Source organism: Ruegeria sp. H6 (genome assembly GCF_056532975.1).
The window spans coordinates 98,619-123,303 of record NZ_JBQFOA010000009.1 but is presented as its reverse complement, the minus strand read 5'-3'; the positions used below and the strand labels follow the sequence as shown (position 1 = coordinate 123,303).

25 protein-coding genes are annotated in these 24,685 nt (G+C 59.8%); 19 read left to right on the top strand and 6 right to left on the bottom strand.

Annotated elements, in window-relative coordinates; all coding sequences use genetic code 11:
* Positions 1-2: 2 nt before the first annotated feature.
* On the bottom strand, positions 3-827 hold the full coding sequence (locus tag ACR0AG_RS15510; RefSeq protein WP_480840492.1) for a ChaN family lipoprotein: 825 nt from the start codon (positions 825-827) through the stop codon (positions 3-5).
* Positions 824-1,702, bottom strand: coding sequence for an RNA polymerase factor sigma-32 (locus ACR0AG_RS15505; RefSeq protein WP_480840490.1), 879 nt, complete (start codon positions 1,700-1,702; stop codon positions 824-826). Before ACR0AG_RS15505 ends, ACR0AG_RS15510 begins: the two co-directional genes overlap by 4 nt.
* A gap of 99 nt (positions 1,703-1,801) precedes the next feature.
* On the opposite strand from ACR0AG_RS15505, the gene cobU reads away from it, so the two are divergent.
* From cobU to ACR0AG_RS15485, 4 genes are read left to right on the top strand one after another with little or no spacing between them, the layout of a single operon-like run.
* Positions 1,802-2,323 (top strand): bifunctional adenosylcobinamide kinase/adenosylcobinamide-phosphate guanylyltransferase, encoded by a 522-nt coding sequence (gene cobU / locus ACR0AG_RS15500; protein WP_480840488.1) that lies wholly within the window; start codon positions 1,802-1,804, stop codon positions 2,321-2,323.
* Positions 2,320-2,898 carry a histidine phosphatase family protein gene (locus ACR0AG_RS15495; RefSeq protein WP_480840486.1) on the top strand — a complete coding sequence of 193 codons (579 nt, stop codon included), beginning with the start codon at positions 2,320-2,322 and terminating at the stop codon, positions 2,896-2,898. The genes cobU and ACR0AG_RS15495 overlap by 4 nt, the downstream gene beginning before the upstream one ends.
* A 58-nt stretch (positions 2,899-2,956) precedes the next feature.
* On the top strand, positions 2,957-3,841 hold the full coding sequence (locus tag ACR0AG_RS15490; RefSeq protein WP_480840484.1) for a glutathione S-transferase: 885 nt from the start codon (positions 2,957-2,959) through the stop codon (positions 3,839-3,841).
* Positions 3,842-3,888: 47 nt separating this feature from the next.
* Positions 3,889-5,403, top strand: coding sequence for a YifB family Mg chelatase-like AAA ATPase (locus tag ACR0AG_RS15485; protein ID WP_480840482.1), 1,515 nt, complete (start codon positions 3,889-3,891; stop codon positions 5,401-5,403).
* Here the strand turns inward: ACR0AG_RS15485 and gshB are convergent.
* The 3 genes from gshB to rsmI all read right to left on the bottom strand — a co-directional run bounded on the left by gshB (position 5,400) and on the right by rsmI (position 7,624).
* The gene (gshB, locus tag ACR0AG_RS15480; protein WP_480840480.1) at positions 5,400-6,332 is read right to left on the bottom strand and encodes a glutathione synthase; all 933 of its coding nucleotides are present in this window, start codon (positions 6,330-6,332) and stop codon (positions 5,400-5,402) included. The genes ACR0AG_RS15485 and gshB overlap by 4 nt on opposite strands.
* 61 nt (positions 6,333-6,393) lie before the next feature.
* Entirely contained in the window at positions 6,394-6,762 is a 369-nt protein-coding gene (locus tag ACR0AG_RS15475) for a YraN family protein (protein WP_480840478.1), read from the bottom strand.
* 4 nt (positions 6,763-6,766) lie between these two features.
* Complete coding sequence (gene rsmI, locus ACR0AG_RS15470; protein WP_480840476.1) at positions 6,767-7,624, bottom strand: 16S rRNA (cytidine(1402)-2'-O)-methyltransferase; 858 nt, start codon at positions 7,622-7,624, stop codon at positions 6,767-6,769.
* Positions 7,625-7,711: 87 nt separating this feature from the next.
* Here rsmI and ACR0AG_RS15465 point away from each other — a divergent pair, with 87 nt between their 5' ends.
* Genes ACR0AG_RS15465 through murJ form a run of 3 tightly spaced genes read left to right on the top strand, consistent with a single transcriptional unit; the run spans position 7,712 to position 13,201 of the window.
* Positions 7,712-8,884: a penicillin-binding protein activator gene (locus ACR0AG_RS15465; protein WP_480840474.1), complete on the top strand. Its 1,173-nt coding sequence runs from the start codon at positions 7,712-7,714 to the stop codon at positions 8,882-8,884.
* On the top strand, positions 8,844-11,663 hold the full coding sequence (locus ACR0AG_RS15460; RefSeq protein ID WP_480840472.1) for a [protein-PII] uridylyltransferase: 2,820 nt from the start codon (positions 8,844-8,846) through the stop codon (positions 11,661-11,663). The genes ACR0AG_RS15465 and ACR0AG_RS15460 overlap by 41 nt, the downstream gene beginning before the upstream one ends.
* Positions 11,660-13,201 (top strand): murein biosynthesis integral membrane protein MurJ, encoded by a 1,542-nt coding sequence (murJ, locus tag ACR0AG_RS15455; RefSeq protein WP_480840470.1) that lies wholly within the window; start codon positions 11,660-11,662, stop codon positions 13,199-13,201. Before ACR0AG_RS15460 ends, murJ begins: the two co-directional genes overlap by 4 nt.
* Here the strand turns inward: murJ and ACR0AG_RS15450 are convergent, their stop codons facing one another.
* Positions 13,202-13,888: a rhomboid family intramembrane serine protease gene (locus ACR0AG_RS15450; RefSeq protein WP_480840468.1), complete on the bottom strand. Its 687-nt coding sequence runs from the start codon at positions 13,886-13,888 to the stop codon at positions 13,202-13,204. It lies immediately after the preceding gene.
* An 86-nt stretch (positions 13,889-13,974) separates the two neighbouring features.
* Between ACR0AG_RS15450 and trpS the strand changes: the two genes are divergently transcribed.
* The 12 genes from trpS (at position 13,975) to ACR0AG_RS15390 (ending at position 24,685) form a co-directional block, all read left to right on the top strand.
* Positions 13,975-15,003, top strand: a complete 1,029-nt coding sequence (gene trpS / locus ACR0AG_RS15445) for a tryptophan--tRNA ligase (RefSeq protein ID WP_480840466.1) — start codon at positions 13,975-13,977, stop codon at positions 15,001-15,003.
* Between the two features lie 58 nt (positions 15,004-15,061).
* The gene (locus ACR0AG_RS15440) at positions 15,062-15,925 is read left to right on the top strand and encodes a branched-chain amino acid aminotransferase (RefSeq protein ID WP_480840464.1); all 864 of its coding nucleotides are present in this window, start codon (positions 15,062-15,064) and stop codon (positions 15,923-15,925) included.
* Between the two features lie 66 nt (positions 15,926-15,991).
* Complete coding sequence (locus ACR0AG_RS15435; RefSeq protein WP_480840462.1) at positions 15,992-16,447, top strand: universal stress protein; 456 nt, start codon at positions 15,992-15,994, stop codon at positions 16,445-16,447.
* Between the two features lie 10 nt (positions 16,448-16,457).
* Complete coding sequence (locus ACR0AG_RS15430; RefSeq protein ID WP_480840460.1) at positions 16,458-17,051, top strand: DsbA family protein; 594 nt, start codon at positions 16,458-16,460, stop codon at positions 17,049-17,051.
* A gap of 69 nt (positions 17,052-17,120) precedes the next feature.
* Positions 17,121-17,684: a NifU family protein gene (locus ACR0AG_RS15425; protein ID WP_480840458.1), complete on the top strand. Its 564-nt coding sequence runs from the start codon at positions 17,121-17,123 to the stop codon at positions 17,682-17,684.
* Positions 17,674-18,264 carry a tRNA (adenosine(37)-N6)-threonylcarbamoyltransferase complex dimerization subunit type 1 TsaB gene (tsaB, locus tag ACR0AG_RS15420; RefSeq protein ID WP_480840456.1) on the top strand — a complete coding sequence of 197 codons (591 nt, stop codon included), beginning with the start codon at positions 17,674-17,676 and terminating at the stop codon, positions 18,262-18,264. Before ACR0AG_RS15425 ends, tsaB begins: the two co-directional genes overlap by 11 nt.
* A gap of 11 nt (positions 18,265-18,275) precedes the next feature.
* The gene (locus ACR0AG_RS15415) at positions 18,276-18,680 is read left to right on the top strand and encodes a GNAT family N-acetyltransferase (RefSeq protein ID WP_480840454.1); all 405 of its coding nucleotides are present in this window, start codon (positions 18,276-18,278) and stop codon (positions 18,678-18,680) included.
* A gap of 151 nt (positions 18,681-18,831) precedes the next feature.
* Positions 18,832-19,830: a BMP family lipoprotein gene (locus ACR0AG_RS15410; RefSeq protein ID WP_480840452.1), complete on the top strand. Its 999-nt coding sequence runs from the start codon at positions 18,832-18,834 to the stop codon at positions 19,828-19,830.
* An 88-nt stretch (positions 19,831-19,918) separates the two neighbouring features.
* The gene (locus ACR0AG_RS15405; protein ID WP_480840450.1) at positions 19,919-21,448 is read left to right on the top strand and encodes an ABC transporter ATP-binding protein; all 1,530 of its coding nucleotides are present in this window, start codon (positions 19,919-19,921) and stop codon (positions 21,446-21,448) included.
* Positions 21,449-21,451: 3 nt separating this feature from the next.
* On the top strand, positions 21,452-22,546 hold the full coding sequence (locus ACR0AG_RS15400; RefSeq protein WP_480840447.1) for an ABC transporter permease: 1,095 nt from the start codon (positions 21,452-21,454) through the stop codon (positions 22,544-22,546).
* The gene (locus tag ACR0AG_RS15395; RefSeq protein ID WP_480840445.1) at positions 22,546-23,514 is read left to right on the top strand and encodes an ABC transporter permease; all 969 of its coding nucleotides are present in this window, start codon (positions 22,546-22,548) and stop codon (positions 23,512-23,514) included. Before ACR0AG_RS15400 ends, ACR0AG_RS15395 begins: the two co-directional genes overlap by 1 nt.
* A 253-nt stretch (positions 23,515-23,767) precedes the next feature.
* Positions 23,768-24,685 (top strand): sulfite exporter TauE/SafE family protein, encoded by a 918-nt coding sequence (locus ACR0AG_RS15390; RefSeq protein WP_480840443.1) that lies wholly within the window; start codon positions 23,768-23,770, stop codon positions 24,683-24,685.

Here is a 24,685-nt window from a genome sequence, read left to right as displayed (position 1 = left end):
AGTTAATTGTCTGTCTCGAACGCTTTGCAGGGATCTTCGCGCTGAACCAAGGGGCTGTCGATCACCGCGTCAAACTCGCCTTCGATCTGCCCGCCCTCTGCCTGACCCAGCACAAAGACCTTCAGCCCGGGACGCATGCGCGACAGAAAAGTCGGAATCCCGCGGTCTTTGCGGGCGTGCCCATTGCCGGTGATGACCGCGACCGGGCCGCCGGTCTCTTCGGTCGCCTCCAGAATCGCACGGGTCAGCACTGCATCGCGCAGACGCTGGATCGCAACCATCTGCGGCAGCGCCTCAACCGGGATCGCATCACAATGGGCAGCCAGTTGATCGGCTTCGCGCGCGGCCTGATCGTCGGCGGCCAGAGGTACGGTCAGACCATAGCGTGCCGCATCCGCACCCAGCGCTGTGGCTGCACCCCGTTCCATTGCTGCGCGCGCGGCGGCACGGGGGACCATTGCGCCATAGACCGGCGCATCAGAGGCCTGAAAGACCGGATAATACATGCTCAGCGGTGGCCAGCCGGATTCAGCCCAGCGCAGAATGCGCGACAGCTCTTCGGGGTTGGTGGCCGCCTTTTGCGCCAGACGCTGCGCGCCTTCCTCGGTTATCATTTCCCACACCACAGCGGATGGCGAGATCGCCGCGATCGCTTCGGTCTGGACCATGTGATGGCCGGGATTGTCGTGAATCTCGCCCAGGATAATGACGTCGGCCTCTTGCATCGCCGTCAACACGTCATCGGGGACCAGATCATCCGCCGCGGCGCAGAGGGCAGAGCCCAGGCACAGCGCAACCGAACAGGCCAGAATCGCAATTTGTTTCATGCGAAGAAGTGTTGCACCTCACGCGACTGCGCTTCAAGGTTCTTGCGCATCTTGACAAAGGCCGCCGCCTCAAGCTGGCGGACACGCTCTTTCGACAGGCCCAGTTCCTGTCCCAGGCTTTCCAAAGTGCGCACCGGATCGCGCAGCTTGCGTTCGCGTATGATGAACCGCTCGCGTTCGTTCAGGGATTGCATCGCGGTTACCAGCCATTCGCGCAATTGCTCGGTATCGTGGCTGTTTTCAACGGTCTCGGCAGCCTGTTCGCTGTCATCTTCCAGCGCATCGATCCATTCGCGACCGTCTTCATCCGCAGATTGCACGGCGTTGAGCGAGAAATCCGAACCTGCAAGCCGGCCTTCCATCATCTCGACATCGCGCAGGGGCACACCGATCTCGGCAGCAATCAATTGATGCAGCTGGTGGCGGTCCAAATCCTGACCTTCGGTGGCGGCTTCCCGCTCCAACCGGGCCTGAACCCGGCGCATGTTGAAAAACAGTGATTTCTGGGACGAGGTCGAACCTGTGCGCACCATCGACCAGTTGCGCATCACATAGTCCTGGATGCTGGCCTTGATCCACCAGACCGCATAGGTCGAGAACCGCACGCCGCGATCCGGGTCAAACTTGTCGGCCGCTTTCATCAGGCCCAGACCGGCCTCCTGGATCAGATCATTCATCGGCGCGCCATACCGTTTGAACTTGGCCGCCATGGAAATCGCAAGCCGCATATAGGCTGTGATCAACCGATGCAGGGCCTGTTCGTCCCGTTCGTCTCGCCAGGCATATGCCAGCTTCAACTCGGTTTCAGCGTCCAGCAACTCGGCCTTCATCGCCTGTCGGGACATCGAAAAATCGTTCGCATTGTCCAGTGCCATGCAACTCTCCCATTTTGTCGGCGCTGGCCGGGCTTGCCTTGCCGACCTGTGGTCGATACGCAGGACAGCACGGGGTGGATCACCAGAAAGGTAACAACAGTGCGTCCCAATTTAACCTTTATATTGGGCGGTGCGGCTTCGGGTAAGTCGGCCTATGCCGAGCAACTTGTTGTTTCATCTAAGAAAAACCGTATTTACCTTGCGACATCACAAGTGTTTGATGACGAGATGCGCAACAAGGTCGATCTGCATATTGCGCAACGGGGCGGCGGGTGGACAACCATCGAGGCACCGTTGGATCTGCATCCCGCACTCTCCGGCGTTACAGACGCGGATATCTGTCTGATCGACTGCGCCACCATGTGGCTGACCAACCATCTGCTGGCCGAGCACGACCTGGAACAAGCACAGGACGCTCTGTTTTCAGCGCTGGACGCATGTCAGGGCGAAATCGTCATCGTTTCAAACGAAGTTGGACACGGAATCGTACCGGACAATGCACTGGCCCGTACGTTTCGTGAGGCACAAGGCCGGTTGAACATCGCTTTGGCAGCGCAAGCCGATTTGGTGGTTCAGGTCGCAGCCGGTTTGCCCCAAGTCCTGAAAGGGCAGTTGCCATGACCCGTCTGCATCTGGTTAGGCACGGTCCGACCCATGCCAAGACGATGGTCGGCTGGTCTGATCTGCCCGCAGACCTGAGCGATCAGGCCGCGATTGACCGGCTCAGCTTCCATTTGCCCACCGAGGCGGTGGTCGTGTCATCTGATCTGTCGCGGGCTGCCGATACCGCAACGGCCATACAAGGGTCACGCCGACGGTTGCCGCATCATCGCGATCTGCGCGAAATCAATTTCGGAACATGGGAGCTGCGCGCCTTCGCTGATATCGAAGCAGAAGATCCCGAACGCGCCTTTGCCTATTGGGACAATCCGGGCGAGGTCCGCCCGCCAAATGGCGAAAGCTGGAACGATGTGTGTGCCCGCGCCAATCGGGCCGTCGATCAGCTGGTCGGCGACTTTGCCGGGCAAGATCTGATCATCGTCGCGCATTTCGGGGTCATCCTGACCCAAGTTCAGCGCGCGTTGGGCGTCGATGCGAACCAAGCGTTGTCGCATCGGATCGACAATCTCTCGGTCACTGAGATCGCTTACCATGACAGCCAGTGGTCGGTCGGGCGCATCAATCACCTTCCGTGATCGGCGCGCGCACAATTCACTGTTTTACCTTTGGATTACCCTGCCGCATCGTTGGTCCATGACCTATGATCTCTTTATCGGGGACCGGTTGTTTTCAAGCTGGTCCATGCGCGGCTGGCTGATGCTGGAACAATTCGGCCTGCCCTATCGCAGCCATATGATCGGCCTTTATTCCGGTACAATGGCCGATGACATGGCCGAATTGGCCCCCGCTCGACTGGTTCCCGCCTTGCGACTGCCAGATGGCACGGTTGTCGGCGAGAGTCTGGCAATGGCCGAAACGCTGGCAGAGCGTCACCCTGACGCGGGCCTCTGGCCACAAGACCCTGCGGCCCGCGCCACAGCCCGCTGGCTAAGCGCGGAAATGGTTGCCGGATTTCAGGCCTTGCGCGGCGAATGCCCCATGCAAATGCTGTACTGCTGGCAAGGTTTCTCGCCCGCATCTGAAACGCGCGCAGACCTTGAACGCATCGAAACGCTCTGGGCCCATGCGCGCTCTGTCTCCGGGGCTACAAGCGGGCCATTGTTCGGGGCGTATTCGCTGGCGGATGTGTTCTACACGCCGGTCGCGGCGCGCATTGTCGGATACGGTTTGCCCGTGTCCGAGGCCAACCTCGCCTATTGCATGGACCTGCTAAGCATGCCAGCCGCCCGGCGCTGGCGCGCCATGGCAATGACGGTTTCATATGAGCCGTTTCCCTATGCGCTGGATCTGGAAACGCGGGATTGGCCCATTGGTACCGCAGCTCAGGCCAAGCCGGTCGAGAGTGGAACCGCTTTGAATGCCGCCTGCCCCTATTCGGGAAAACCGGTAACGCATCTGATGGAACTGGACGGGCAAATCTGGGGCATGTGCAACGCGTTCTGCCGCGACAAAACCGTCGCAGACCCCGGGGCTTGGCCGCAATTCACCAAAATGGTCGCCGCCGTTAACGATTCCTAAACCGCAGCCATGGCAGCAACGTCCTGTTAACCAAGAACAGGGAAGCCATGGTCTGTCGCGCTCATACGGTTGCGTTTCAAGGGGTTGATGCCCGCCCGGTTGAGGTTCAGTGCGGCGTGTCACCCGGCTTGCCTGCCTTCTCGATCGTGGGGTTGCCGGATAAGGCCGTGTCCGAGGCACGCGATCGGGTCCGCAGCGCGCTCAGCGCCATGGCCATCGCGTTGCCGTCAAAACGGATTACAATCAACCTGTCCCCAGCCGATTTGCCGAAAGAAGGCAGTCATTTTGACCTGCCTATCGCGATGGCATTGCTATCTGCACTGGATATCATTCCCGCAGATGCCGCCGAAGGCTCGCTCGCGTTAGGAGAGCTTTCGCTGGACGGATCACTGGTACCCGTGGTCGGCGCCCTGCCCGCCGCGATGACCGCTGCCGCGGAGGAACGCAGTCTCGTGTGCCCCAGCGCCTCAAGCGCCGAGGCCGCATGGGTCGATGCAACACAGGTCATTGGGGCAGAGTCGCTGGGCGACATCGTGCGCCATTTCACCGGGCAAGCGCCGCTCCCCGCCGCAAGGCCGGGCGAGGTGACCCTGGACCCGAGCAGCCGCGATATGCGGGACGTCAAAGGGCAGGAACGTGCAAAACGGGCGTTGGAAATCGCCGCCGCGGGTCGTCACCACCTGATCATGATCGGTACACCTGGGTCCGGGAAATCGATGCTGGCCGCGCGCCTGCCGGGTATTCTGCCACCGCTGACGCCAACCGAAGCGTTAGAGACCTCGATGATCCAGTCGCTTTGCGGGCTGATCGATCAGGGCGGTATCAGCAGAACGCGACCCTTTCGCGAACCGCATCACACGGCCTCGATGGCGGCGATTGTCGGCGGCGGCAAAGGCGCCAAACCCGGTGAGATTTCGCTGGCGCATAATGGCGTGCTGTTCATGGATGAATTCCCTGAATTTCCACGCACCGTTTTGGAAACGCTGCGCCAGCCCATTGAGACCGGCGAGGTCATGGTGGCCCGCGCCAACGCGCATGTAAAATATCCCTGCCGCTTCATGCTGGTGGCTGCAGCCAATCCCTGCAAATGCGGATATCTCAGCGATCCGTCCCGCGCGTGCTCTCGCGCGCCGGGCTGTGGTGAGGATTACCTCTCCCGCATCTCCGGCCCGCTGATGGATCGTTTCGATCTGCGTATCGAGGTGCCCCCTGTTGCGTTCACCGATCTGGATCTGCCGCCCTCTGGCGACAGTTCGGCGGATATCGCAGCACGGGTCGAGGCCGCTCGGGCCATTCAGGCCCAGCGCTTTCGCGATACCCCGAAGACGCGCCAAAACGCCGATGTCGAAGGCAAACTGCTGGAGGAAATCGCGGCACCTGACGCCGAGGGGAAAGAGCTGTTGCTAAAGGCGGCGGATCGGTTCGGCCTGTCAGCCCGGGCGTTTCACCGCATCCTGAGGGTCGCCCGAACCGTTGCGGACCTTGAAGGCGCTAAAGACATACGACGCCCGCATGTGGCCGAGGCGCTGAGCTTTCGCGCCAGCGCTCGGGTTGCCGCCTAGACCTTGGCCTCAATCGCCTCCCAGATCTTGCCGGCGATGTTCACACCGTCAAACCGTTCAAGCTCTTGAATGCCGGTGGGCGAGGTTACGTTGATTTCGGTCAGATAGTCGCCGATGACGTCGATCCCGACAAAAATCTGTCCCTTTTCTTTCAGCAATGGGCCGATGGCGGCACAGATTTCCAGATCGCGCTCGGTCAGGCCTACCTTTTCCGGCCGTCCACCCACATGCATGTTCGAGCGTGTCTCACCCTTGGCAGGAACGCGGTTGATGGCACCGACAGGTTGACCGTCAACCAGAATGACACGCTTGTCGCCATTGCTGACATCAGGCAGGAATTTTTGCACAATCAGCGGCTCACGTGAGAAACCGGTGAAAAGCTCATGCAATGAGGTCAGGTTCCGGTCTCCCTGTTCAAGGCGGAAAACCCCTGCACCGCCGTTACCGTAAAGCGGTTTCAGGATGATATCGCCGTGCTTTTCCTTGAACGCTTTGATGGTGCGCAGGTCGCGTGCAATCGTCGTGGGCGGGGTCAGGTCGGGGAAATCCAAAACCAACAGTTTTTCCGGGTAGTTCCGCACCCAGAACGGATCATTCACCACCAATGCCTGACCCTTGAGCCGGTCCAGCAGATGCGTCGACGTGATGTAATGCATGTCAAAGGGCGGGTCCTGACGCAGCCAGATGACATCGAACTCGGCCAGATCAACCTCGTGTTCGGGCCCAAGGATGGCCGGGTCACCGGCCACGCGTTGCACTTTCATGTCCTGGCCCAGCGCCGTGATCCGCCCTTCCTGATAGGCCAATTGATCGGGGCCGTAGAAAAACAGCTCGTGCCCCCGCGCCTGCGCTTCTTCCGCCAGCCGGAACGAGCTGTCGGCGTTGATGTCCACGTCCCCGATCGGGTCCATCTGAAAGGCGATTTTCATGGCATATCCCTCAATTCCACGCCCGATACATGGCTCAGCGTGGCCAAGGGTTCAATGGGGATCAATCATGCCCGAACGCGTTTTCAATAATTTGAACAGCACCAGTGGCGTCCACCAACGCCGCATCAAAGCGCATATTGGTCAGCTGGCCCTGTGGTTCCCCTTCGAGGAATTGCTGGGCAGACGCGGCTATTCGATCCATCTGGCGACGCGTAATTCTGGCCGCTGCCTTTTCGAAACTGTCGCTTTTCTTGACCTCGACAAAAACGAGCGTGTCCGGGCCTTCCACGATCAGATCAATCTCGCCCCCGCGCCCGCGCCAACGGCGCTGGCGGATGCGGTATCCGCAGCGCTCATACTTTGACTCAACGATGTGTTCTGCCGCCTGACCTGCATGATAAGAAACCGAGCTTTGGACAGATCGTTGCACCACATCATCCCTTTCCCAGTTTCAGCGCCTTTTGATAGATCGGACGGCGCGGCAGTTTAAACATCTCGGCCACAAGATCCGCTGCATCCCGCACGGAATGGGTTTCCAAGGCCTGCACCAAAGCCTCTTCTACGTCCGTTTCGTTAACAGATTGCGAATGCCCGCGATCCACGAGCAAAACGATTTCGCCTTTTGGGGATGTGTCCGCAAACTCTGACGCCAGCTCTGCCAATGTGCCGCGTCGAACTTCTTCGAACTTTTTGGTCAATTCCCGGCACAGAGCCGCCGGCCTGCCTTCGCCCAAAACAAGAGCCAGGTCTTTCAAGCTGGCAGAGACGCGTTTGGGCGATTCGTAAAAGACCAGGGTTCCCGGAATGTCGCGCAGGGCCTCGATCCGCGTTTTTCGTGCGCCCGAAGCATTGGGAAGAAAGCCTGCAAAAAAGAAAGCATCTGTCGGCAGGCCCGCCAGCGTCAACGCCATCAAGGCGGCCGAGGGGCCCGGGGCGCAGGTCACCACATGCCCGGCCTCTGCGGCCTGACGCCCCAGATCGTATCCGGGGTCGGCGATCAGTGGCATCCCGGCTTCCGAGGCGTAGGCGACCGACTGCCCCTGCGCCAACGCGTCCAGTATCCTGCCCCGCGCGCCTGCGCCGCTGTGGTCGTGATAGGCCTGAATGCGCCGGCCTTCCAAAGGCACCCCGTGAATTTCCATCAACCGGCGCAGGCTGCGCGTGTCTTCGGCCGCGATCATGTCAGCCGAGGCCAGCACGTCCAGCGCCCTGAGCGTGATATCGCGCGCCGCGCCGATAGGAGTGGCAACGAAATACAGACCGGCGCTCAATCTGATCTTTTGGAAATTCAAAGCTGGACCCTCACAGCGTGACGTTTATTATCGCGGCGCAACAGATAACGGTATCCAAGGCCGATGGATCAGGGAGTTTTCAATTAGATGTTCAGCGTTTGCAAGCCCACCCGCAAACTGGCGAAGACCGCCATTGCCCTGGCCACCGTCGCGTTTCTGACCGCGTGCGATACCGTTCCAAATGCGGGCGGGCCATCGATCAATGCCTCGGAACCGGTTCCCGTTGCCCTGCTTGTGCCCAGCGGATCGGGCCAGTCCGGTGACGCGGCGTTGGCGACCAGCCTGGAAAATGCCGCCCGTCTCGCGATGTCGGATCTGCCCAATGTGACGATCGACCTTCGGGTTTATGACACCGCGGGCAATGCAGGCACAGCTGCCGCGGCCGCGCAACAAGCCGTTGCAGATGGCGCCAAGATCATCCTGGGTCCGGTTTATGCCCAGGCCGCAAACGCGGCTGGGCTGGCCGTGCTGAACAACAACGTCAATGTCCTGTCTTTCTCGAACAACACCAGCATCGCGGGTGGCAATGTCTTTGTGCTGGGTCCGACCTTTGACAACACTGCCAATCGCCTTGTCAGCTATGCCGGGCAACAGGGCAAAAACGGCATGGTCACGGTACACAGCACCGATGCCGCCGGGCAATTGGGCCAATCGGCCATTGCCAGCGCGCTCAGCAACAGCCGTGTCTTCGACTCGGGCTCGGTCGCTTTCGACCGGTCGCAGCAGGGCGTCATCAACTCTGTCCCAACGATCAAGTCCACTGTCGATTCGACGGGTGCGGATTCGATTTTTCTGACGGCCACCACCGCAGGCGCGCTGCCTTTGTTTTCGCAACTTCTGCCCGAGGCGGGTTTGTCGCCCTCGACCACGCAGTATATCGGCCTGACACGCTGGGATATCCCGGCGCAGACGCTGGAGCTGCCGGGGGTACAAGGCGGCTGGTTCGCGCTGCCCGACCCGGCCAAAGCACAAGCCTACCGCCAGCGGTACAACAACACCTACGGAGAGGCCCCACACCCGATCAGCGGGCTGGCCTATGACGGGATCGCAGCAATCGGCGCGCTGGTCAGCCAAGGCAAATCAAACGCCCTGACCGGAGCTGCCCTGACGCAAAACGCCGGGTTCCAGGGCGTCGGCGGCATCTTCCGCCTGCGCTCGGACGGTACAAATGAACGCGGTCTGGCGGTTGCCACGATCCAGAATAAACAGGTGGTTGTGATTGACCCTGCCCCACAAAACTTCTCTGGTGCTGGATTCTGATCGACCGGCCACGCGCGCAGCGGAAGAGGCTGACCTGATCTGCGATGCGCATAAGGTTTTTGACAGCGAACGTGTAAATACCGACCTGTCAAAAGCTGTGAGAGACGCAAAAGACAACAGCGCCAAGCGTGCTGAAACGGTCCGTATTTTGCGGGATGCGCAAAAGGCCGGCCGTGCCGCGATTGCCGATGCGTTCGCCGAACGGCCCTTTGCCGCGCGCCCGTTGACGCGGTCCTACACCTATCTGACCGATCAATTGGTTGGTACAGCCATGCGGGTTGCCAGCGAAGATCTGCACCCGCTTGCCACCCCGACCCAGGGCGAAAAGATCGCCGTCCTTGCGGTGGGCGGATACGGGCGCGGGGAAATGGCCCCGTTCTCGGATGTCGACCTGCTGTTTCTGACGCCTTACAAGATCACCGCCTGGGCCGAAAGCGTCATCGAATCGATGCTTTATATCCTTTGGGACCTGCGCCTGAAGGTTGGCCATTCTTCCCGCACCATCAAAGACTGCCTTCGATTGGGTGCCGATGACTTCACCATCCGCACCGCGATGCTGGAACAGCGTTATCTGGCAGGGGACCAGACACTGGCGGATGAGCTGGAACAACGCCTCAAAGCTGATCTTTTCAAGGGCAGCGAGCGCGAATTCATCGAGGCCAAGCTGCAGGAACGCGAAGCGCGCCACCTGAAACAGGGCCAGCGGTATATGGTCGAGCCGAACGTCAAGGAAGGCAAAGGCGGGTTGCGCGATCTGCAATCGCTCTACTGGATTGCGAAATATATCTACGGCGTTCACGAGGTCGATGAACTTGTGCCTCTGGGCCTGTTCACCGACGAAGAGTTTCAGAAATTCGCCGAGGCCGAGGATTTCCTCTGGGCCGTGCGCTCTCATCTGCATCTGGTCACCGGGCGCGCGACAGAACAGCTGACCTTCGACCTGCAGGTCGAGGTTGCCGAGCGTATGGGCTATGAGGATCGCGCCGGACGTCGTGCGGTCGAAGTGTTCATGCAGCGGTATTTCCGCGAAGCCACACGTGTAGGAGAGCTCACCCGCATTTTCCTGACCAAGCTGGAAGCATCCCACGTCAAAGGCGCGCCGCTGCTGGAGCGTATTTTCCGCCGCCGCCCCAAGGTCAAGCCCGGCTATTCCGTGGTGCATGGCCGTCTGGATGTGGCCGACCCCGATACCTTCCTGTCGGACAAGCTGAACATGCTGCGCCTGTTCGAAGAGGGGTTGCGAACCGGGATGTTGATCCATCCCGACGCGATGCGCCTGGTTGCGGCCAATCTGAACCTGATCGACGACGAGATGCGCAATGACAAAGAGGCGCGGCGCATTTTCCTCGACCTGATGCTCAAACACGGCAACCCTGAACGTGCCCTGCGCCGGATGAATGAGTTGGGCGTTCTTTCTGCCTTTTTGCCCGAGTTCGAGCACATCGTCGCGATGATGCAGTTCAACATGTATCACAGCTACACGGTGGATGAGCATACGATCCAATGCATCGTAAACCTGGCGCAGATTGAACGTGAAGAGCTTGTGGAATCTCTGCCGCTGGCCTCGTCCATTCTGAAAAGAGGGATCAATCGCAAGGTTCTCTATGTCGCGCTTTTGCTGCACGACATTGCCAAGGGTCGACCCGAAGATCACTCGATTCTGGGGGCACAGATCGCGCGCAGGGTCGCCCCCCGGCTAGGGCTGAACAAGGCGGATTCCGAGACAGTAGAATGGCTGGTTCGTTACCATCTGCTGATGTCGGATATGGCGCAAAAGCGCGATATCTCGGACCCGCGCACAATCCGCGATTTTGCCAAGGCCGTTGAAACGACCAAGCGGCTTGATTTGCTGACCGTCCTGACCGTCTGCGATATTCGCGGGGTTGGGCCGGACACGTGGAACAATTGGAAAGCCACATTGTTGCGGGCGTTGCATGCCGAAACCAAACGCGCGTTGGAAACCGGTATGGAAGACCTCAGCCGGGCCAATCGCGGCGCGGGCGCGAAAAAGGCACTGCGGGCTGAGCTTGCGGATTGGTCCAAAGCAGATCTCAAGACCGAGACGGGGCGGCATTACGATCCCTATTGGCAAGGGTTGAACCTGTCGACCCATGTGGAATTTGCCGAGATGCTGCGCGCGCTTGAGGACAGCGGTGATCCTGGCGGCGTGGAAATCCGTCTGCATCCGGATGTGGATCGGGACGCCACCCGGGCGTGCTTTGCCATGGCCGATCACCCCGGCATCTTTGCCCGCATCGCTGGAGCGCTGGCCCTGGTTGGGGCAAACGTCGTGGATGCGCGCAGCTATACGACCAAGGATGGCTATGTGACGGATGCGTTCTGGATTCAGGATGCCGAAGGGCACCCGTTTGAATCCAGTCGGCTGCAACGGCTCACGCAGATGATCCACAAAACGCTCAAGGGCGAAGTGGTGGCCCGCGACGCGCTCAAATCGCGCGACAAGATCAAAAAGCGCGAACGGGCCTTCAACGTGCCCACCCATATCACCTTCGACAATGAAGGGTCCGAGATTTACACGATCATTGAGGTCGATACCCGCGACCGGCCCGGTCTGCTGTACGATCTGACCAGAACGCTTGCGGCGGCAAATGTGTATATCGCCAATGCGGTGATCGCGACCTATGGCGAGCAGGTGGTCGACACCTTTTACGTCAAGGATATGTTTGGTCTGAAATACCATTCGGACAGTAAACAGCGGGGATTGGAAACCAAACTGCGCAAAGCCATCACCGAAGGCGCGGAGCGCGCGGTTTCATGAAGCAGATCCGTCTGTTTTCCGGCTTTTTCACCGTCGGTTTCTGGACACTCGCAAGCCGCATCCTGGGGTTTTTGCGAGAGATCCTGCTGGCGGCTTACATCGGCCCCGGGCCTGTCATGGATGCCTTTGTGGCCGCCTTTCGCCTGCCCAACATGTTCCGCCGCTTTTTTGCCGAGGGCGCATTCAACGCGGCCTTCGTGCCGATGTTCTCGAAACGGCTCGAAGCTGATGAGAATGCGCAGGGCTTTGCCCAGGATGCGTTCAACTTGCTCGCCGTCGCCGTGCTGGCTCTGGTTGGCCTGGCGATGGTGTTCATGCCTGGATTGGTCTGGATCACGGCCGAGGGGTTTTATGGCGGCGAGCGGTTCGATCTGGCGGTCGACTATGGCTATGTCCTGTTCCCCTACATTCTGTTCATGTCGCTGGCAGCGCTGTTTTCGGGCGTCCTGAATGCGACCGGGCGCTTTGCTGCGGCAGCCGCCGCGCCGGTATTGCTGAACATCTTCGCCTGCACCGCCCTGATCCTTGGCGCCATGTCCGGCGGGGAAGTGATCCGCTGGTTGATTACCTTCATCCCATTGGCAGGCGTGGCGCAGCTTGCGCTGGTTTGGTACGCGACCGAGCGGGCGGGCATTCGCATTCGCCCCGGACGACCCAGCCTGAGCCCCGAGATGCGCAACATGGTCCGTGTGGCGGTTCCGGCAGCGTTGGCGATGGGGGTCACTCAGGTCAATCTGGTGGTGGGTCAGCTGGTGGCGTCGAAAACCGAGAAAGCCGTCAGCTGGCTATTTGCAGCCGATCGCCTGTACCAACTGCCGCTTGGTGTGGTCGGTATCGCCGTGGGCATTGTCCTGCTGCCCGACCTGTCACGCCGTCTGCGCGCAGGCGACAAGGACGGCGCGCGCAACGCGTTTTCGCGTGCAGGAGAATTTACGCTGCTGCTGACGATCCCCTCGACCGTCGCGCTGGTTGTGATCCCTAACCCTCTGGTTTCGGTTCTCTTCCAGCGCGGTCAGTTCACTGCCGAAGATACCTCGGCGACCGCTTTGGCCGTGATGATCTATGGTCTGGGGCTGCCTGCCTTTATGTTGCAAAAACTTCTGCAACCCTTGTTCTTCGCGCGCGAGGATACGCGGTCGCCCTTTCACTATGCCCTATTCGCGATGGTCGTGAATGCCGCGCTGGCGTTTGGTCTGTTCCCGCTGGTGGGCTGGATCGCACCAGCCATTGCCGCTTCGGTTGCGGGTTGGGCGATGGTGGCTTTGCTGGCCCTCGGGGCGCGCAGGATGGGTGAGGAAGCCCGATTTGATACCCGCTTCAAACGCCGCATCTGGCGGATTTGCGCCGCGTCTCTGGGCATGGGACTCGTCTTGTTTGCGGCGGTCAATCTGTTTGGCGGGGCATTTGAAACGGCGGGCTTGCGCTATCTCGCTCTGATCGCCCTGATCGTGATGGCGGCGGTCACCTATTTCGGCCTTGGCCACCTGCTGCGCGCGTTTGAGCTATCGGAATTCCGCAAGGCCCTTCGGCGCGGCTGATCAGTCGCGTCGAATACGGCTGACGATCCGCGCCCATGCGCCGGGCGCCAGAAGGAATGACAGGCCAAACCCCGTTGCAAACCCGCCCAGATCGGCAACCCAGTCCAATGTGCCGCCAAACAGCAGGCCAAACAGCAACTGAATGCCCATCAGCACTGCGATCAGGTTAAAGGCCCGCGCCTGGTTTTCCCCGACCAAAGACAGGTTGCGCCACAAAAGCCAGGTGAACGCGCCGATCAGGCCATAGACCGGTGGGAACCCGCCCACCAAAGGGTAAGCGGGGTTCAGCAACAGCGCATAGACCAGGGCCCCGCCAACGCCGGAGAGGACAAAGGTGATCAGCATTCGAAAGCCGCCGAAAACCTCACCCACCATCTTGCCCATCGCCAGAAGAAACACGCTGACAAAAATGGCCTGGGTAAACGCCCCCGAGACAAAGGGATAGGTGAAGAAACGCATCACATGTTCAACCGGCCAGCGTCCGTTCTGCATCATCCAATCGAATATGTCGGGCGAGAAGGAATAACGCTGCAACGCGTCCAGCCGCCAACCGACAGCCGTCGGCCCGCCGATCAGCCCTCGTGAACCAAGTGTAAAGGCCAGCTCGATCCCCATGATGAACAGCACCAGCGCGACCACAACGGGCGGCAAAGGGTTCACGGGTGGGGTATAATGCTCACTGCTCATTGGGCGGGCCTTTCGCGGCTGTTGACGTCCCTTGGCCTCATGGGTAAGCGACGAGGGCTGATTTTTCCAGACGGGAGTTCCCTTTGATGACCGAGACCCAGTTCACGCCGCGCGTGTTTTCCGGCATCCAGCCTTCGGGAAACCTGCACCTTGGGAATTACCTGGGTGCGCTTAAGCGTTTTGTTGACATGCAGGGGCAGGATTACGAGACCGTCTATTGCATGGTCGACCTGCACGCGATCACCGTCTGGCAAGACCCCGCCCGCCTGCGTGAAAAGACGCGCGAGGTTTGCGCCGGGTTCATCGCTGCGGGACTGGATCCGAACAAGTCGATCCTGTTCAACCAAAGTCAGGTGGCCGAGCACACTCAACTGGCCTGGATTTTCAACTGCATCGCCCGCATGGGCTGGATGCAGCGGATGACTCAGTTCAAGGACAAGGCGGGCAAGAATGCGCAGAACGCCTCGTTGGGGCTCTTTGCCTATCCGGCGCTGATGGCGGCGGATATTCTGGCCTATCACGCCACCCATGTGCCGGTGGGAGAGGACCAAAAACAGCATTTGGAACTGACCCGCGACATCGCGATCAAATTCAATCACGACTACGGCGTCGATTTCTTTCCCGTCACCGAACCGGTGATCGGGGGCCCCGCGCCGCGTGTGATGAACCTGCGCGACGGCTCGCGCAAGATGTCATCCTCGGATCCATCTGACATGACGCGGATCAACATGACCGACGATGCCGACACGATCGCCAAGAAAATCCGCAAGGCAAAGACCGACCCGGATGCCCTGCCCTCGGATGTGGATGGCCTGTCCGAACGCCCCGAGGCGCGCAACCTGGTCAGCATCTATGCCGCGCTGAGCGATCAAACGGCCGATCAGGTGTTGGCCGAAGTCGGTGGCAAGCAGTTTGGCGAGTTCAAACCCATGCTGGCTGAACTGGCTGTATCCAAACTGTCGCCGATTTCGTCCGAGATGGCGCGCCTGATGAATGAAGAAGCCGAAATTGAGCGGATTCTGGCAGATGGCGCAGAAAAGGCGCGGGCCATTGCTGCTCCAATTTTGCAAAAGACCTACGACATCATCGGCATGGTCGGCGCAAAATCGGGCTGATTGCGCTGGACGTTAACGCAATGCCCTCCTAGGTTTGGCGCAAATCCGGGAGGGCAAGATGGCTGTTGGCAAGAACATTCGCACGTATTTCGAAGGTCAGTGGCATGACGCGGATCAACCGATCATGCGCGCGGCTGACCATGGCTCATGGTTGGGGTCATCCGTGTTTGACGGCGCGCGCCATTTTGACGGGCTGACACCCGATCTTGACGCCCATTGCGCCCGTGTGAATCGCTCGGCCGAGGCACTGATGCTGACCCCTACCGTGACGGTCGAACAGATGGTCGACATCGTGCACGAGGGGTTGAGCACATTCAGTCCCGATGCGGCAGTTTACATCCGTCCGATGTATTGGGGCATCGACGGGGACCAGACCGCAATCGTTCCGCAGGAAAACAGCACCGGGTTTGCCGTTTGTCTGGAAGAAATTCCGATGGCCCCGGAAACCGCTTCGACGACGCTTGCCACCACCCGCTTCCGCCGCCCGGTCCTGGAATCCGCTGTTGTCAACGCCAAGGCAGGGTGTCTCTACCCCAACAATGCCCGCATGTTGCAGGAAGTGCGCCAAAGGGGCTTTGGCAATGCGCTGGTGGCCGACGCCATGGGTCACGTCGCCGAGACCGCGACGGCCAATATCTTTATGGTCCGGGATGGCGAGGTGTTCACCCCGATCCCGAACGGGACCTTCCTGGCCGGGATCACGCGTGCACGCCATATCGAAAACCTGCGCGCTGACGGTGTGACCGTACATGAAACCGTTCTGAGCTTTGATGATTTTCACAACGCAGACGAGGTGTTCATGACCGGCAACATGAGCAAGATCACCCCCGTGACCGCCTTGGAAGACACGCAGTATCAGGTCGGCCCGATTGCGCGCCGCGCGCGGGAAATGTACTGGGACTGGGCCGCGAGCGCGCGATAGCCCAGCCTTTCGGTTGCCTCGGTTCAGCGTCTAAGGCATGATCCACAAAAATGAATGAGGACAGACATGCGCAAGTTCCTGGTGGTACTTGATGATAGCCGCGAATGCCTGAACGCAATGCGCTTTGCCGCAATGCGCGCCGCGCATACCGGCGGAGGCGTGACGGTTCTGTCCGTGATCCCGCCGGATGAATTCAACCATTGGATCGGTGTCGCCGAGGTGATGCGCGAGGAAGCACGCGAACGTATCCACGCCCATTTCGAAGTTTTTGCCAAATGGATGCGCGACAAACAAAATGTCGAGCCCGAGCTGTCCATCCGCGAAGGTGACCCCGTGCCCGAGATCATCGCCCACGTGCAGGCCGATCCCGAGATTGGCGTGTTGGTTCTGGGCGCCGGGACCGACAAAAAGGGGCCTGGGCCGCTGGTCACTCAGCTGACGCGCAACTCGGGCAGCCTTCCGATCCCGATCACCATTGTGCCTGGTGATCTGAGCAAGGAAAAACTGGAAGTCATCACCTGAGGTCGGTTGGATGCGTGCCGAAATTCAGTTCTGGTTCGATTTCGCCTCAACCTATTCGTACCTGTCCGCCATGCGTGTGGAACAGGACGCCGCCGCGAAAGGCGTGGCTGTCTCGTGGCAACCGTTCCTGCTGGGTCCGATCTTTGCCGAACAAGGCTGGAACAACTCTCCGTTCAACATCTACCCGGCCAAAGGGCGGTATATGTGGCGCGATATGGAACGTCTTTGCGAAGCCCGCGGCCTGCCTTTGAAACGGCCCCAGACCTTTCCGGTAAACAGCCTGAAAGCCGCTCGCCTGGCCATGGCGATCGAGGCACCCGAACAACGCGCTGCCTTTGCGCGGGCCGTGTTCGCTGCCCAATTCGGTGAAGGGCGCGATATTTCAGACGACGATTGCCTGACCCGTTGCCTCGATGCGGCGGAGCTTGCACCCGAGACACTGGGCCGAACGCAGGACGGTGACATCAAAGCGGCCTTGTTCGAACAGGTTGCCCGCGCCAAGGCCATCGGTATCTTTGGCGCGCCCAGCTTTGTGGTCCAAGACGAGCTGTTTTGGGGGGATGACCGCCTGGATGCGGCCATTTTTGAGGCCTCGCGAATTTAGAACGGTTCCAATTCTTGACTTCCCGCACCCCGAGGCGCATATCAGGGACATCAAAATCGGAGCCGCATCATGTTTATCCAAACCGAATCCACCCCGAATCCGGCCACTTTGAAATTCCTGCCCGGACAAACGGTGCTGGAGGCCGGAACAGCCGATTTTCCGACTGCGGAAGCCGCGGAAAAATCGCCGCTGGCCAAACGTGTTTTCGGCGTCAAAGGCGTGACCGGTGTGTTTTTCGGCAACGACTTCGTCACGGTCACCAAATCCGAGGACGTGCAGTGGGATCACATCAAGCCAGCGATTCTGGGCGCGGTGATGGAGCATTATCAATCCGGTCAGCCGGTCATGGGCGCAGGTGCTGAAACCGCATCTGGTCATGCCGAACATACCGGCGAAGACGCAGAAGTGGTCAACCAGATCAAGGACCTGCTGGACAGCCGTGTGCGCCCTGCCGTTGCGCAAGATGGCGGGGATATTACCTTCCACGGGTTCGACCGCGGTGTCGTGTATCTGCACATGCAAGGGGCCTGCGCAGGGTGCCCGTCATCCACACTGACGTTGAAGATGGGCATCGAAAACCTGCTGCGCCACTATATCCCCGAAGTGACCGAGGTGCGCCCGGTTGCCGTCTGACCCAACCATACTGGCATTTGACACATCGGCCGCGCATTGCGCGGCCGCTTTGCTGCATGGGGGCCAGATCGTCGCCTCTCGCGCCGAAGCCATGAGCCGAGGCCAGGCGGAACGCCTAATGCCTCTGCTTCAAGACGTTCTGGCCGAAGCCGATCTGACATGGGGCGATCTTGACGCGATTGGCGTCGGCGTGGGCCCCGGCAATTTTACCGGCATCCGCATTTCGGTCTCGGCAGCGCGCGGTCTGGCGCTAGGGCTCAATGCGCCAGCCGTGGGTGTCACCGGGTTTGAGGCGCTCGCCATGCTGGCGCCCGGGACAAATATTCCCGCCATTCCCGGACCGCGGGATCAGGTCTACATTGAAACGAGCGACACACCGGCCCGTCTGATGACGCGGGACGAGGCCGAAGCGATCGGTGCGCTTTATTTCTGCACCGACCCCAAGGAACATGCGCAAGCGATTGCCCGGATTGCCGCCGCACGTTGGGACACAAACGTGCCCTCCCCTGCACCGCTTTATGTCAAAGCCGCGGATGCAGCCCCATCCAGGGATGTCCCGCCCGCGCTGCTGGACGCATGACGCCTGCGGACATGGCATCCACGCACGCTGCGGCTTTCACGCAGTCTCGGCCCTGGACGGCAGAGGAGTTCACCGATCTTCTGACCAACCGCTTCACGCATTTTGTTGGTACGGCTCAGGCATTTGCCGTGTTTCAGGTGATCGCCGACTCGGCTGAACTGTTGACCATTGCCACGCATCCCCGGTTTCAAAGACAGGGCCTGGCCCGTGCGCTCATGAACGAATGGCACGATTCTGCGCGCGAATTGGGCGCGACGCAGGCTGTTCTGGATGTCGCGACCGACAATCACCCGGCGATCTCGCTTTATGAAAGCTGCGGCTATGTCGCTTGCACGATTCGCAAGCAGTACTACCTGCGCGAGAATGCCGAAAACATGGATGCTATCGTCATGAATCGCAACTTGGCCAGACTCTGACCCAAGGTTCTAGACCATATGGTCAAAAATGTATTGACCATTGATGTTGCAAACGCTCTTAATTCCCGCCATCACAACAGATATGCTCGCTCTGAGTGGGTATTCGGGGCTATATTTGCCCGAGACCAACTATAACAAACGGGAGTAACACATGACGCTGATGAAATCTTTGATGGGCGCTGCCGCCGCCGTCGCTTTGACTGCGGGTGCTGCGCTGGCAGAACCGGCCCTGATCTTTGACCTTGGCGGTAAATTCGACAAATCGTTCAACGAAGCTGCCCACAATGGCGCGCAGCGCTGGGCCAACAAAACCGGCGGCACCTATCGCGAGATCGAATTGCAATCCGAAGCTCAGCGTGAACAGGCTCTGCGCCGTTTCGCCGAAGCCGGAGCAAACCCGATCATCACAATGGGCTTTGCCATGGCTGATCCGCTGTCGGCTGTTGCAGGCGACTATCCGGACACCAAGTTCGTTGCGATTGACGTCAACTGGCTGGACGCGCCGAACATTCGTCAGATCGGCTTTGCCGAGCACGAAGGTTCGTACCTCGTCGGCATGATGGCTGCGATGGCGTCGCAATCCGGCACCGTTGGGTTCATCGGCGGCATGGACATCCCGCTGATCCGTCACTTTGGCTGCGGCTACGCGCAAGGCGCCAAGGCCGTGAACCCTGATATCGAGATTGTCGCCAACATGACCGGCACAACGCCGGCTGCGTGGAATGATCCGGTGAAGGGGTCAGAGCTGACCAAAGCGCAGATCAGCCAGGGCGCTGACGTGATCTATGCTGCGGCTGGCGGCACCGGCGTAGGTGTTCTGCAAACCGCTGCCGACGAAGGCATCCTGTCGATCGGCGTGGACAGCAACCAGAACCACCTGCACCCGGGCAAGGTCCTGACCTCGATGCTCAAGCGTGTGGACGTTGCCGTCTATGACGCGATGGAGGCCGGTGACAACGTTGAAACCGGTGTGTTCACCATGGGTCTGGCCGAAGACGGTGTTGGCGTCGCGATGGACGACAACAACAAAGAACTGGTCTCGGCGCAGATGGCGGACGCTGTTGAGGACGCGCGCAAAGGCATCATCGACGGCAACATCAACGTCGTCGCCTATTACGAGAACGACAGCTGCCCTGCACTGCAGTTCTGATATCTTTCGGGGCAGAGGCTGACTCTGCCCCGTTTTCCATCCTGCCGCTTTGCGCAAACGCGGCCCCTTCGGCAATTGAGGACAAGACATGACCGTCCCCGCCATTGAGCTCAAAGGGATTTCCAAAGCCTTTGGGCCGGTTCAGGCCAACAAGGACATCTCGATCAGCGTCGCCCCCGGTACGATCCACGGGATCATCGGTGAAAACGGTGCGGGCAAATCCACGCTGATGAGCATTCTTTACGGCTTCTACAAAGCCGACAAAGGTGAGATCTGGATAAACGGAACCAAGACCGACATCCCCGATAGCCAGGCGGCGATTGCTGCAGGAATCGGGATGGTGTTCCAGCATTTCAAGCTGGTTGAGAACTTTACCGTTCTGGAAAACATCGTTCTGGGCGCCGAGGATGGCGGGCTGCTGGCCCCGTCTTTGGCCAAGGCGCGGAAAGAGTTGAAAGAACTGGAAGAAGAATACGAATTGTTCGTGGACCCCGACAAACGCATCGATGAGATCGGCGTGGGGATGCAACAGCGTGTCGAGATTCTCAAGGCGCTGTACCGCCGCGCCGAGATTCTGATTCTGGACGAACCCACAGGCGTGCTGACCCCTGCCGAGGCCGATCAACTGTTCCGCATTCTCGACCGTCTGCGGGCCGAGGGCAAAACGATCATCCTGATCACCCATAAACTGCGCGAGATTATGGAGGCCACAGACACCGTCTCGGTCATGCGGCGCGGGCAGATGACGGCCACCGTGAAGACCTCGGAAACCAATCCGCAAGAGCTGGCCGAGTTGATGGTGGGCCGCAAGGTTCTGCTGCAGGTCGACAAGGTTCCGGCGCAGCCCGGCAAACCTGTTCTCGAAATCAAAAATCTGCGCGTCACCGACAGCGCTGGTGTCGAGCGTGTTAAAGGCATCGACCTGACCGTGCGCGCCGGTGAAATCGTTGGGATCGCCGGTGTCGCTGGCAATGGCCAATCGGAATTGCTTGAGGTTCTGGGCGGGATGCGCCCGGGGCAAGGCTCCATCAAGCTGAATGGCGAACCTCTGGCGCTCAGCGGTACGGGCTCGGATGGTCAGGCGCGACGGGCGCAAGGCGTGGCCCATGTGCCCGAAGATCGTCAGCGCGAAGGCCTGATCATGGATTTCCACGCGTGGGAGAACGTGGCTTTCGGCTATCACCGCGACCCGGCCTATCAGCGTGGCATCTTCATGGATAACGCCGCCCTGCGCGCCGACACCGAGCGCAAGATTGAAAAATTCGACGTGCGTCCGCCGGACGGCTGGCTGGCGGCCAAGAACTTCTCGGGCGGGAACCAGCAAAAAATCGTCGTCGCGCGCGAGATTGAACGCAACCCCGACCTGCTGCTGGTCGGTCAGCCCACACGCGGCGTCGATATCGGGGCGATCGAGTTCATTCACAAACAGATCGTCGCCCTGCGCGATCAGGGCAAGGCGATCCTGCTGGTTTCGGTTGAGCTGGAAGAGATCTTCTCGCTGTCCGACCGGATCGCAGTGATGTTTGACGGACATATCATGGGCGAACGCCTGCCCGCCGAGACGGATGAGAAAGAACTGGGCCTGTTGATGGCAGGCGTAGCAGGAGAGGCCGCGTAAACCATGGATAAAATGCCCAAATGGGCCGATGTCATCCTGATCCCGCTGATCAGCCTGCTATTGGCCGCAATCCTGTCGGCGCTTGTCATCCTTGCAATCGGTGAGAACCCTGTCGAAGCCGTGAACCTGATGGTCACCGGCGCGCTTGGGTCGACCTACGGCTGGGGCTACACGCTCTATTACGCCACAAATTTCATGTTCACCGGCCTTGCGGTGGCGGTCGCCTTTCATGCCCGCCTGTTCAATATCGGTGGCGAAGGGCAAGCCATGTTGGGCGGCCTGGGGGTTGCCATTGTCTGCCTCTATATTCCCTGGCCACACTGGACGATTGCCTTGCTGGCCGCATCCATAGCTGCGGCCCTTTTCGGAGCGGCCTGGGCGGCCATCCCGGCCTATCTGCAGGCCAAACGCGGCAGCCATATCGTGATCACCACGATCATGTTCAACTTTATCGCGGCGGCTTTCCTCAACTACATGCTGGTCAACGTCATGCGCCCGTCGGGGTCACAAGACCCCGCCACCGCACGTTTTGGCGAAGCGGTTCACCTGCCCACCTTCCAGTCGATGTTCTCAACCGCCGAGAGCGTGGTGTTCCGGGGGGCCCCGGCCAACGTGTCATTCTTTGTTGCGGTTCTGGCCTGTTTCGTTGTCTGGGCGCTGATCTGGCGTACCCGTCTGGGATATGAAATCCGCGCTTACGGGCATTCGGAAACCGGTGCGGTTTATGCCGGCATCTCGCCTGTACGCATCACCATCATCGCCATGCTGATCTCTGGCGGTCTGGCTGGCATGATGGCGATCAACAACGTTATGGGCGAGGCGGAACGGTTGGTCCTGAACTCGACCGAAGGTGCCGGCTTCATCGGTATCGCTGTGGCCCTGATGGGCCGGTCGCATCCCTTTGGGGTGTTCCTGGCTGCGCTGTTGTTCGGGTTCCTCTATCAGGGTGGTGCGGAACTGGCGCTTTGGACATCGATCCCGCGCGAGCTGATCGTGGTCATTCAGGCGCTGGTCATCCTGTTTACAGGTGCATTGGACAATATGGTCCGCATGCCGCTTGAAAAACTGTTCCTAGCATTGCGGAAGGGATCAGCCTGATGGACGTCTTCATCACTCTCGTCCAGGTTCTGGATTCGACCGTCCGGTTGGCAACTCCTCTGCTTCTTGCATGTTTGGCGGGGCTTTATTCCGAGCGTGCTGGTATCTTTGACATCGGCCTGGAAGGCAAAATGCTGATGGCCGCCTTTTTCTCGGCAGCCGTCGCGGCGGTCACCGGGTCGGTCTGGCTGGGCCTGTTGGCGGGGATTGCCGCCTCACTAGTGCTGTCGGCGCTGCACGGGGTGGCATCAATCACGTTTCGCGGCAATCAGCTTATTTCCGGGGTTGCGATCAACTTTCTGGCCTCGGGCATGACGGTTCTGGTCGCCCAAAGCTGGTTTCAGCAAGGCGGGCGCACACCGTCGCTGTTTGACGGCGGCCGGTTCGAACCGATCAACCTGCCCTTCGCCGAAGCGCTGAGCGGCGTGCCGTTCCTGGGCCCAATCTATGCCGAACTGCTTTCTGGCCACTCCATTCTGGTTTACGTGGCCTTCCTGATGGTACCTGCGACCTGGTGGCTTTTGTTCCGCACCCGGTTCGGGCTGCGCCTGCGTGCCGTAGGTGAAAACCCCGCCGCTGTGGACACCGCAGGGGTTTCAGTTGTGGGCCTTCGGTTTGCGGCAGTTGCGATCTGTGGCGTGCTCTGCGGCATTGCCGGTGCCTATCTGGCCACAGCCCTGCAAGCGGGCTTTGTCAAAGAGATGACGGCCGGTCGCGGATTTATCGCGCTGGCGGCGCTGATCTTTGCGAAATGGCGGCCATGGCACGCGATGGGGGCCTGTTTGCTGTTCGGCTTGCTGCAGGCCATCGCGTTGCGGTTCCAGAACATCGATCTGGGCGGCGTGGTCATTCCGGTGCAAGTGATGGATGCCCTGCCATACATCCTGACCGTCGTGATCCTGGCCGGGTTCGTTGGCAAGGCGATTCCACCCAAGGCAGGCGGCGAACCCTACGTGAAAGAGCGGTGATAAGGCCAGTTTGACCCCAAACTTCGGTCCTGTTTGCTGCAGAGCGGCATGCACGGTTGATTTTTGTACAACAACCGCTCTAAGGAGGTATGGAATCGCCTCAAAGCCGTTTCTCGCGTCGCCTCCTGAGTCGGCCAATTCGGGTTTGAGACCTTCAGGGTCCGCGTCGCCGCCACACCCGATCCGATAACAGGTATTAACTCCGCCAGTGCTTTACGGCCCTTATTGGCGGCAAGCCCGCCAAGAAGAAGCTATGCAGATTTATTTACCGATTGCCGAAGTCTCCGTTAATGCGTTTCTGCTGCTTGGCCTGGGCGGGATGGTGGGCATTCTGTCGGGCATGTTTGGAGTGGGTGGTGGCTTTCTGATGACGCCACTGCTGTTTTTTATCGGCATTCCACCTGCCGTGGCCGTGGCGACCGAAGCCAACCAGATCGTCGCCTCTTCGTTTTCCGGCGTATTGGCGCATTTCCGAAGGCGAACGGTCGATTTCAGGATGGGGACAGTGTTGCTGATCGGCGGTTTGACAGGGGCCGCCCTGGGTGTGCTGCTGTTCAACTATCTCAAAAGCCTTGGGCAGGTCGATCTGCTGGTCAAGCTTTGCTATGTCGTCTTTCTTGGCGTCATCGGAAGCCTGATGTTCATCGAAAGCGTCAACGCACTGCGGAAATCCCGAAAAGGTACCGCCCCGGCAAAGCGGCGGCAGCGGGGATGGATCCACGCGATGCCGTTTAAGGTGCGGTTTCGGACATCGGGCCTTTATATCTCGGTCATCCCACCGCTTGTGGTGGGTCTTTTTGTGGGGATCTTGTCGGCCATCATGGGGGTCGGCGGTGGCTTTATCATGGTCCCGGCGATGATTTATCTCTTGGGAATGCCTACCAAGGTGGTCGTGGGAACCTCGCTGTTTCAGATTATTTTTGTCACCGCATTCACCACAATGCTGCATGCCACCACGAACTATACGGTCGACGTTGTTCTGGCCGTACTGCTTTTGGTCGGGGGCGTCATCGGGGCGCAGATCGGCACTGTCATCGGGGCACGCATGCCAGCCGAGCAACTGCGCGTTCTTCTCGCCGCGCTTGTGCTTGTCGTGTGCGGCAAACTGGGGCTTGATCTGCTGTTGCAACCGTCCGAGCTCTACTCGCTTGGCGACGCAGGAGGGCATTGA

Coding starts and splice junctions, on each gene's coding strand:
- ACR0AG_RS15405 (WP_480840450.1), top strand. CDS start 19,919: ATGACCGTCCCCGCCATTGAGCTCAAAGGGATTTCCAAAGCCTTTGGG.
- ACR0AG_RS15415 (WP_480840454.1), top strand. CDS start 18,276: ATGGCATCCACGCACGCTGCGGCTTTCACGCAGTCTCGGCCCTGGACG.
- ACR0AG_RS15435 (WP_480840462.1), top strand. CDS start 15,992: ATGCGCAAGTTCCTGGTGGTACTTGATGATAGCCGCGAATGCCTGAAC.
- ACR0AG_RS15440 (WP_480840464.1), top strand. CDS start 15,062: ATGGCTGTTGGCAAGAACATTCGCACGTATTTCGAAGGTCAGTGGCAT.
- murJ (WP_480840470.1), top strand. CDS start 11,660: ATGAAGCAGATCCGTCTGTTTTCCGGCTTTTTCACCGTCGGTTTCTGG.
- ACR0AG_RS15510 (WP_480840492.1), bottom strand. CDS start 827: ATGAAACAAATTGCGATTCTGGCCTGTTCGGTTGCGCTGTGCCTGGGC.
- ACR0AG_RS15425 (WP_480840458.1), top strand. CDS start 17,121: ATGTTTATCCAAACCGAATCCACCCCGAATCCGGCCACTTTGAAATTC.
- ACR0AG_RS15430 (WP_480840460.1), top strand. CDS start 16,458: ATGCGTGCCGAAATTCAGTTCTGGTTCGATTTCGCCTCAACCTATTCG.
- ACR0AG_RS15410 (WP_480840452.1), top strand. CDS start 18,832: ATGACGCTGATGAAATCTTTGATGGGCGCTGCCGCCGCCGTCGCTTTG.
- trpS (WP_480840466.1), top strand. CDS start 13,975: ATGACCGAGACCCAGTTCACGCCGCGCGTGTTTTCCGGCATCCAGCCT.
- ACR0AG_RS15495 (WP_480840486.1), top strand. CDS start 2,320: ATGACCCGTCTGCATCTGGTTAGGCACGGTCCGACCCATGCCAAGACG.
- ACR0AG_RS15395 (WP_480840445.1), top strand. CDS start 22,546: ATGGACGTCTTCATCACTCTCGTCCAGGTTCTGGATTCGACCGTCCGG.
- ACR0AG_RS15505 (WP_480840490.1), bottom strand. CDS start 1,702: ATGGCACTGGACAATGCGAACGATTTTTCGATGTCCCGACAGGCGATG.
- ACR0AG_RS15485 (WP_480840482.1), top strand. CDS start 3,889: ATGGTCTGTCGCGCTCATACGGTTGCGTTTCAAGGGGTTGATGCCCGC.
- gshB (WP_480840480.1), bottom strand. CDS start 6,332: ATGAAAATCGCCTTTCAGATGGACCCGATCGGGGACGTGGACATCAAC.
- ACR0AG_RS15390 (WP_480840443.1), top strand. CDS start 23,768: ATGCAGATTTATTTACCGATTGCCGAAGTCTCCGTTAATGCGTTTCTG.
- ACR0AG_RS15400 (WP_480840447.1), top strand. CDS start 21,452: ATGGATAAAATGCCCAAATGGGCCGATGTCATCCTGATCCCGCTGATC.
- ACR0AG_RS15450 (WP_480840468.1), bottom strand. CDS start 13,888: ATGAGCAGTGAGCATTATACCCCACCCGTGAACCCTTTGCCGCCCGTT.
- ACR0AG_RS15465 (WP_480840474.1), top strand. CDS start 7,712: ATGTTCAGCGTTTGCAAGCCCACCCGCAAACTGGCGAAGACCGCCATT.
- ACR0AG_RS15490 (WP_480840484.1), top strand. CDS start 2,957: ATGACCTATGATCTCTTTATCGGGGACCGGTTGTTTTCAAGCTGGTCC.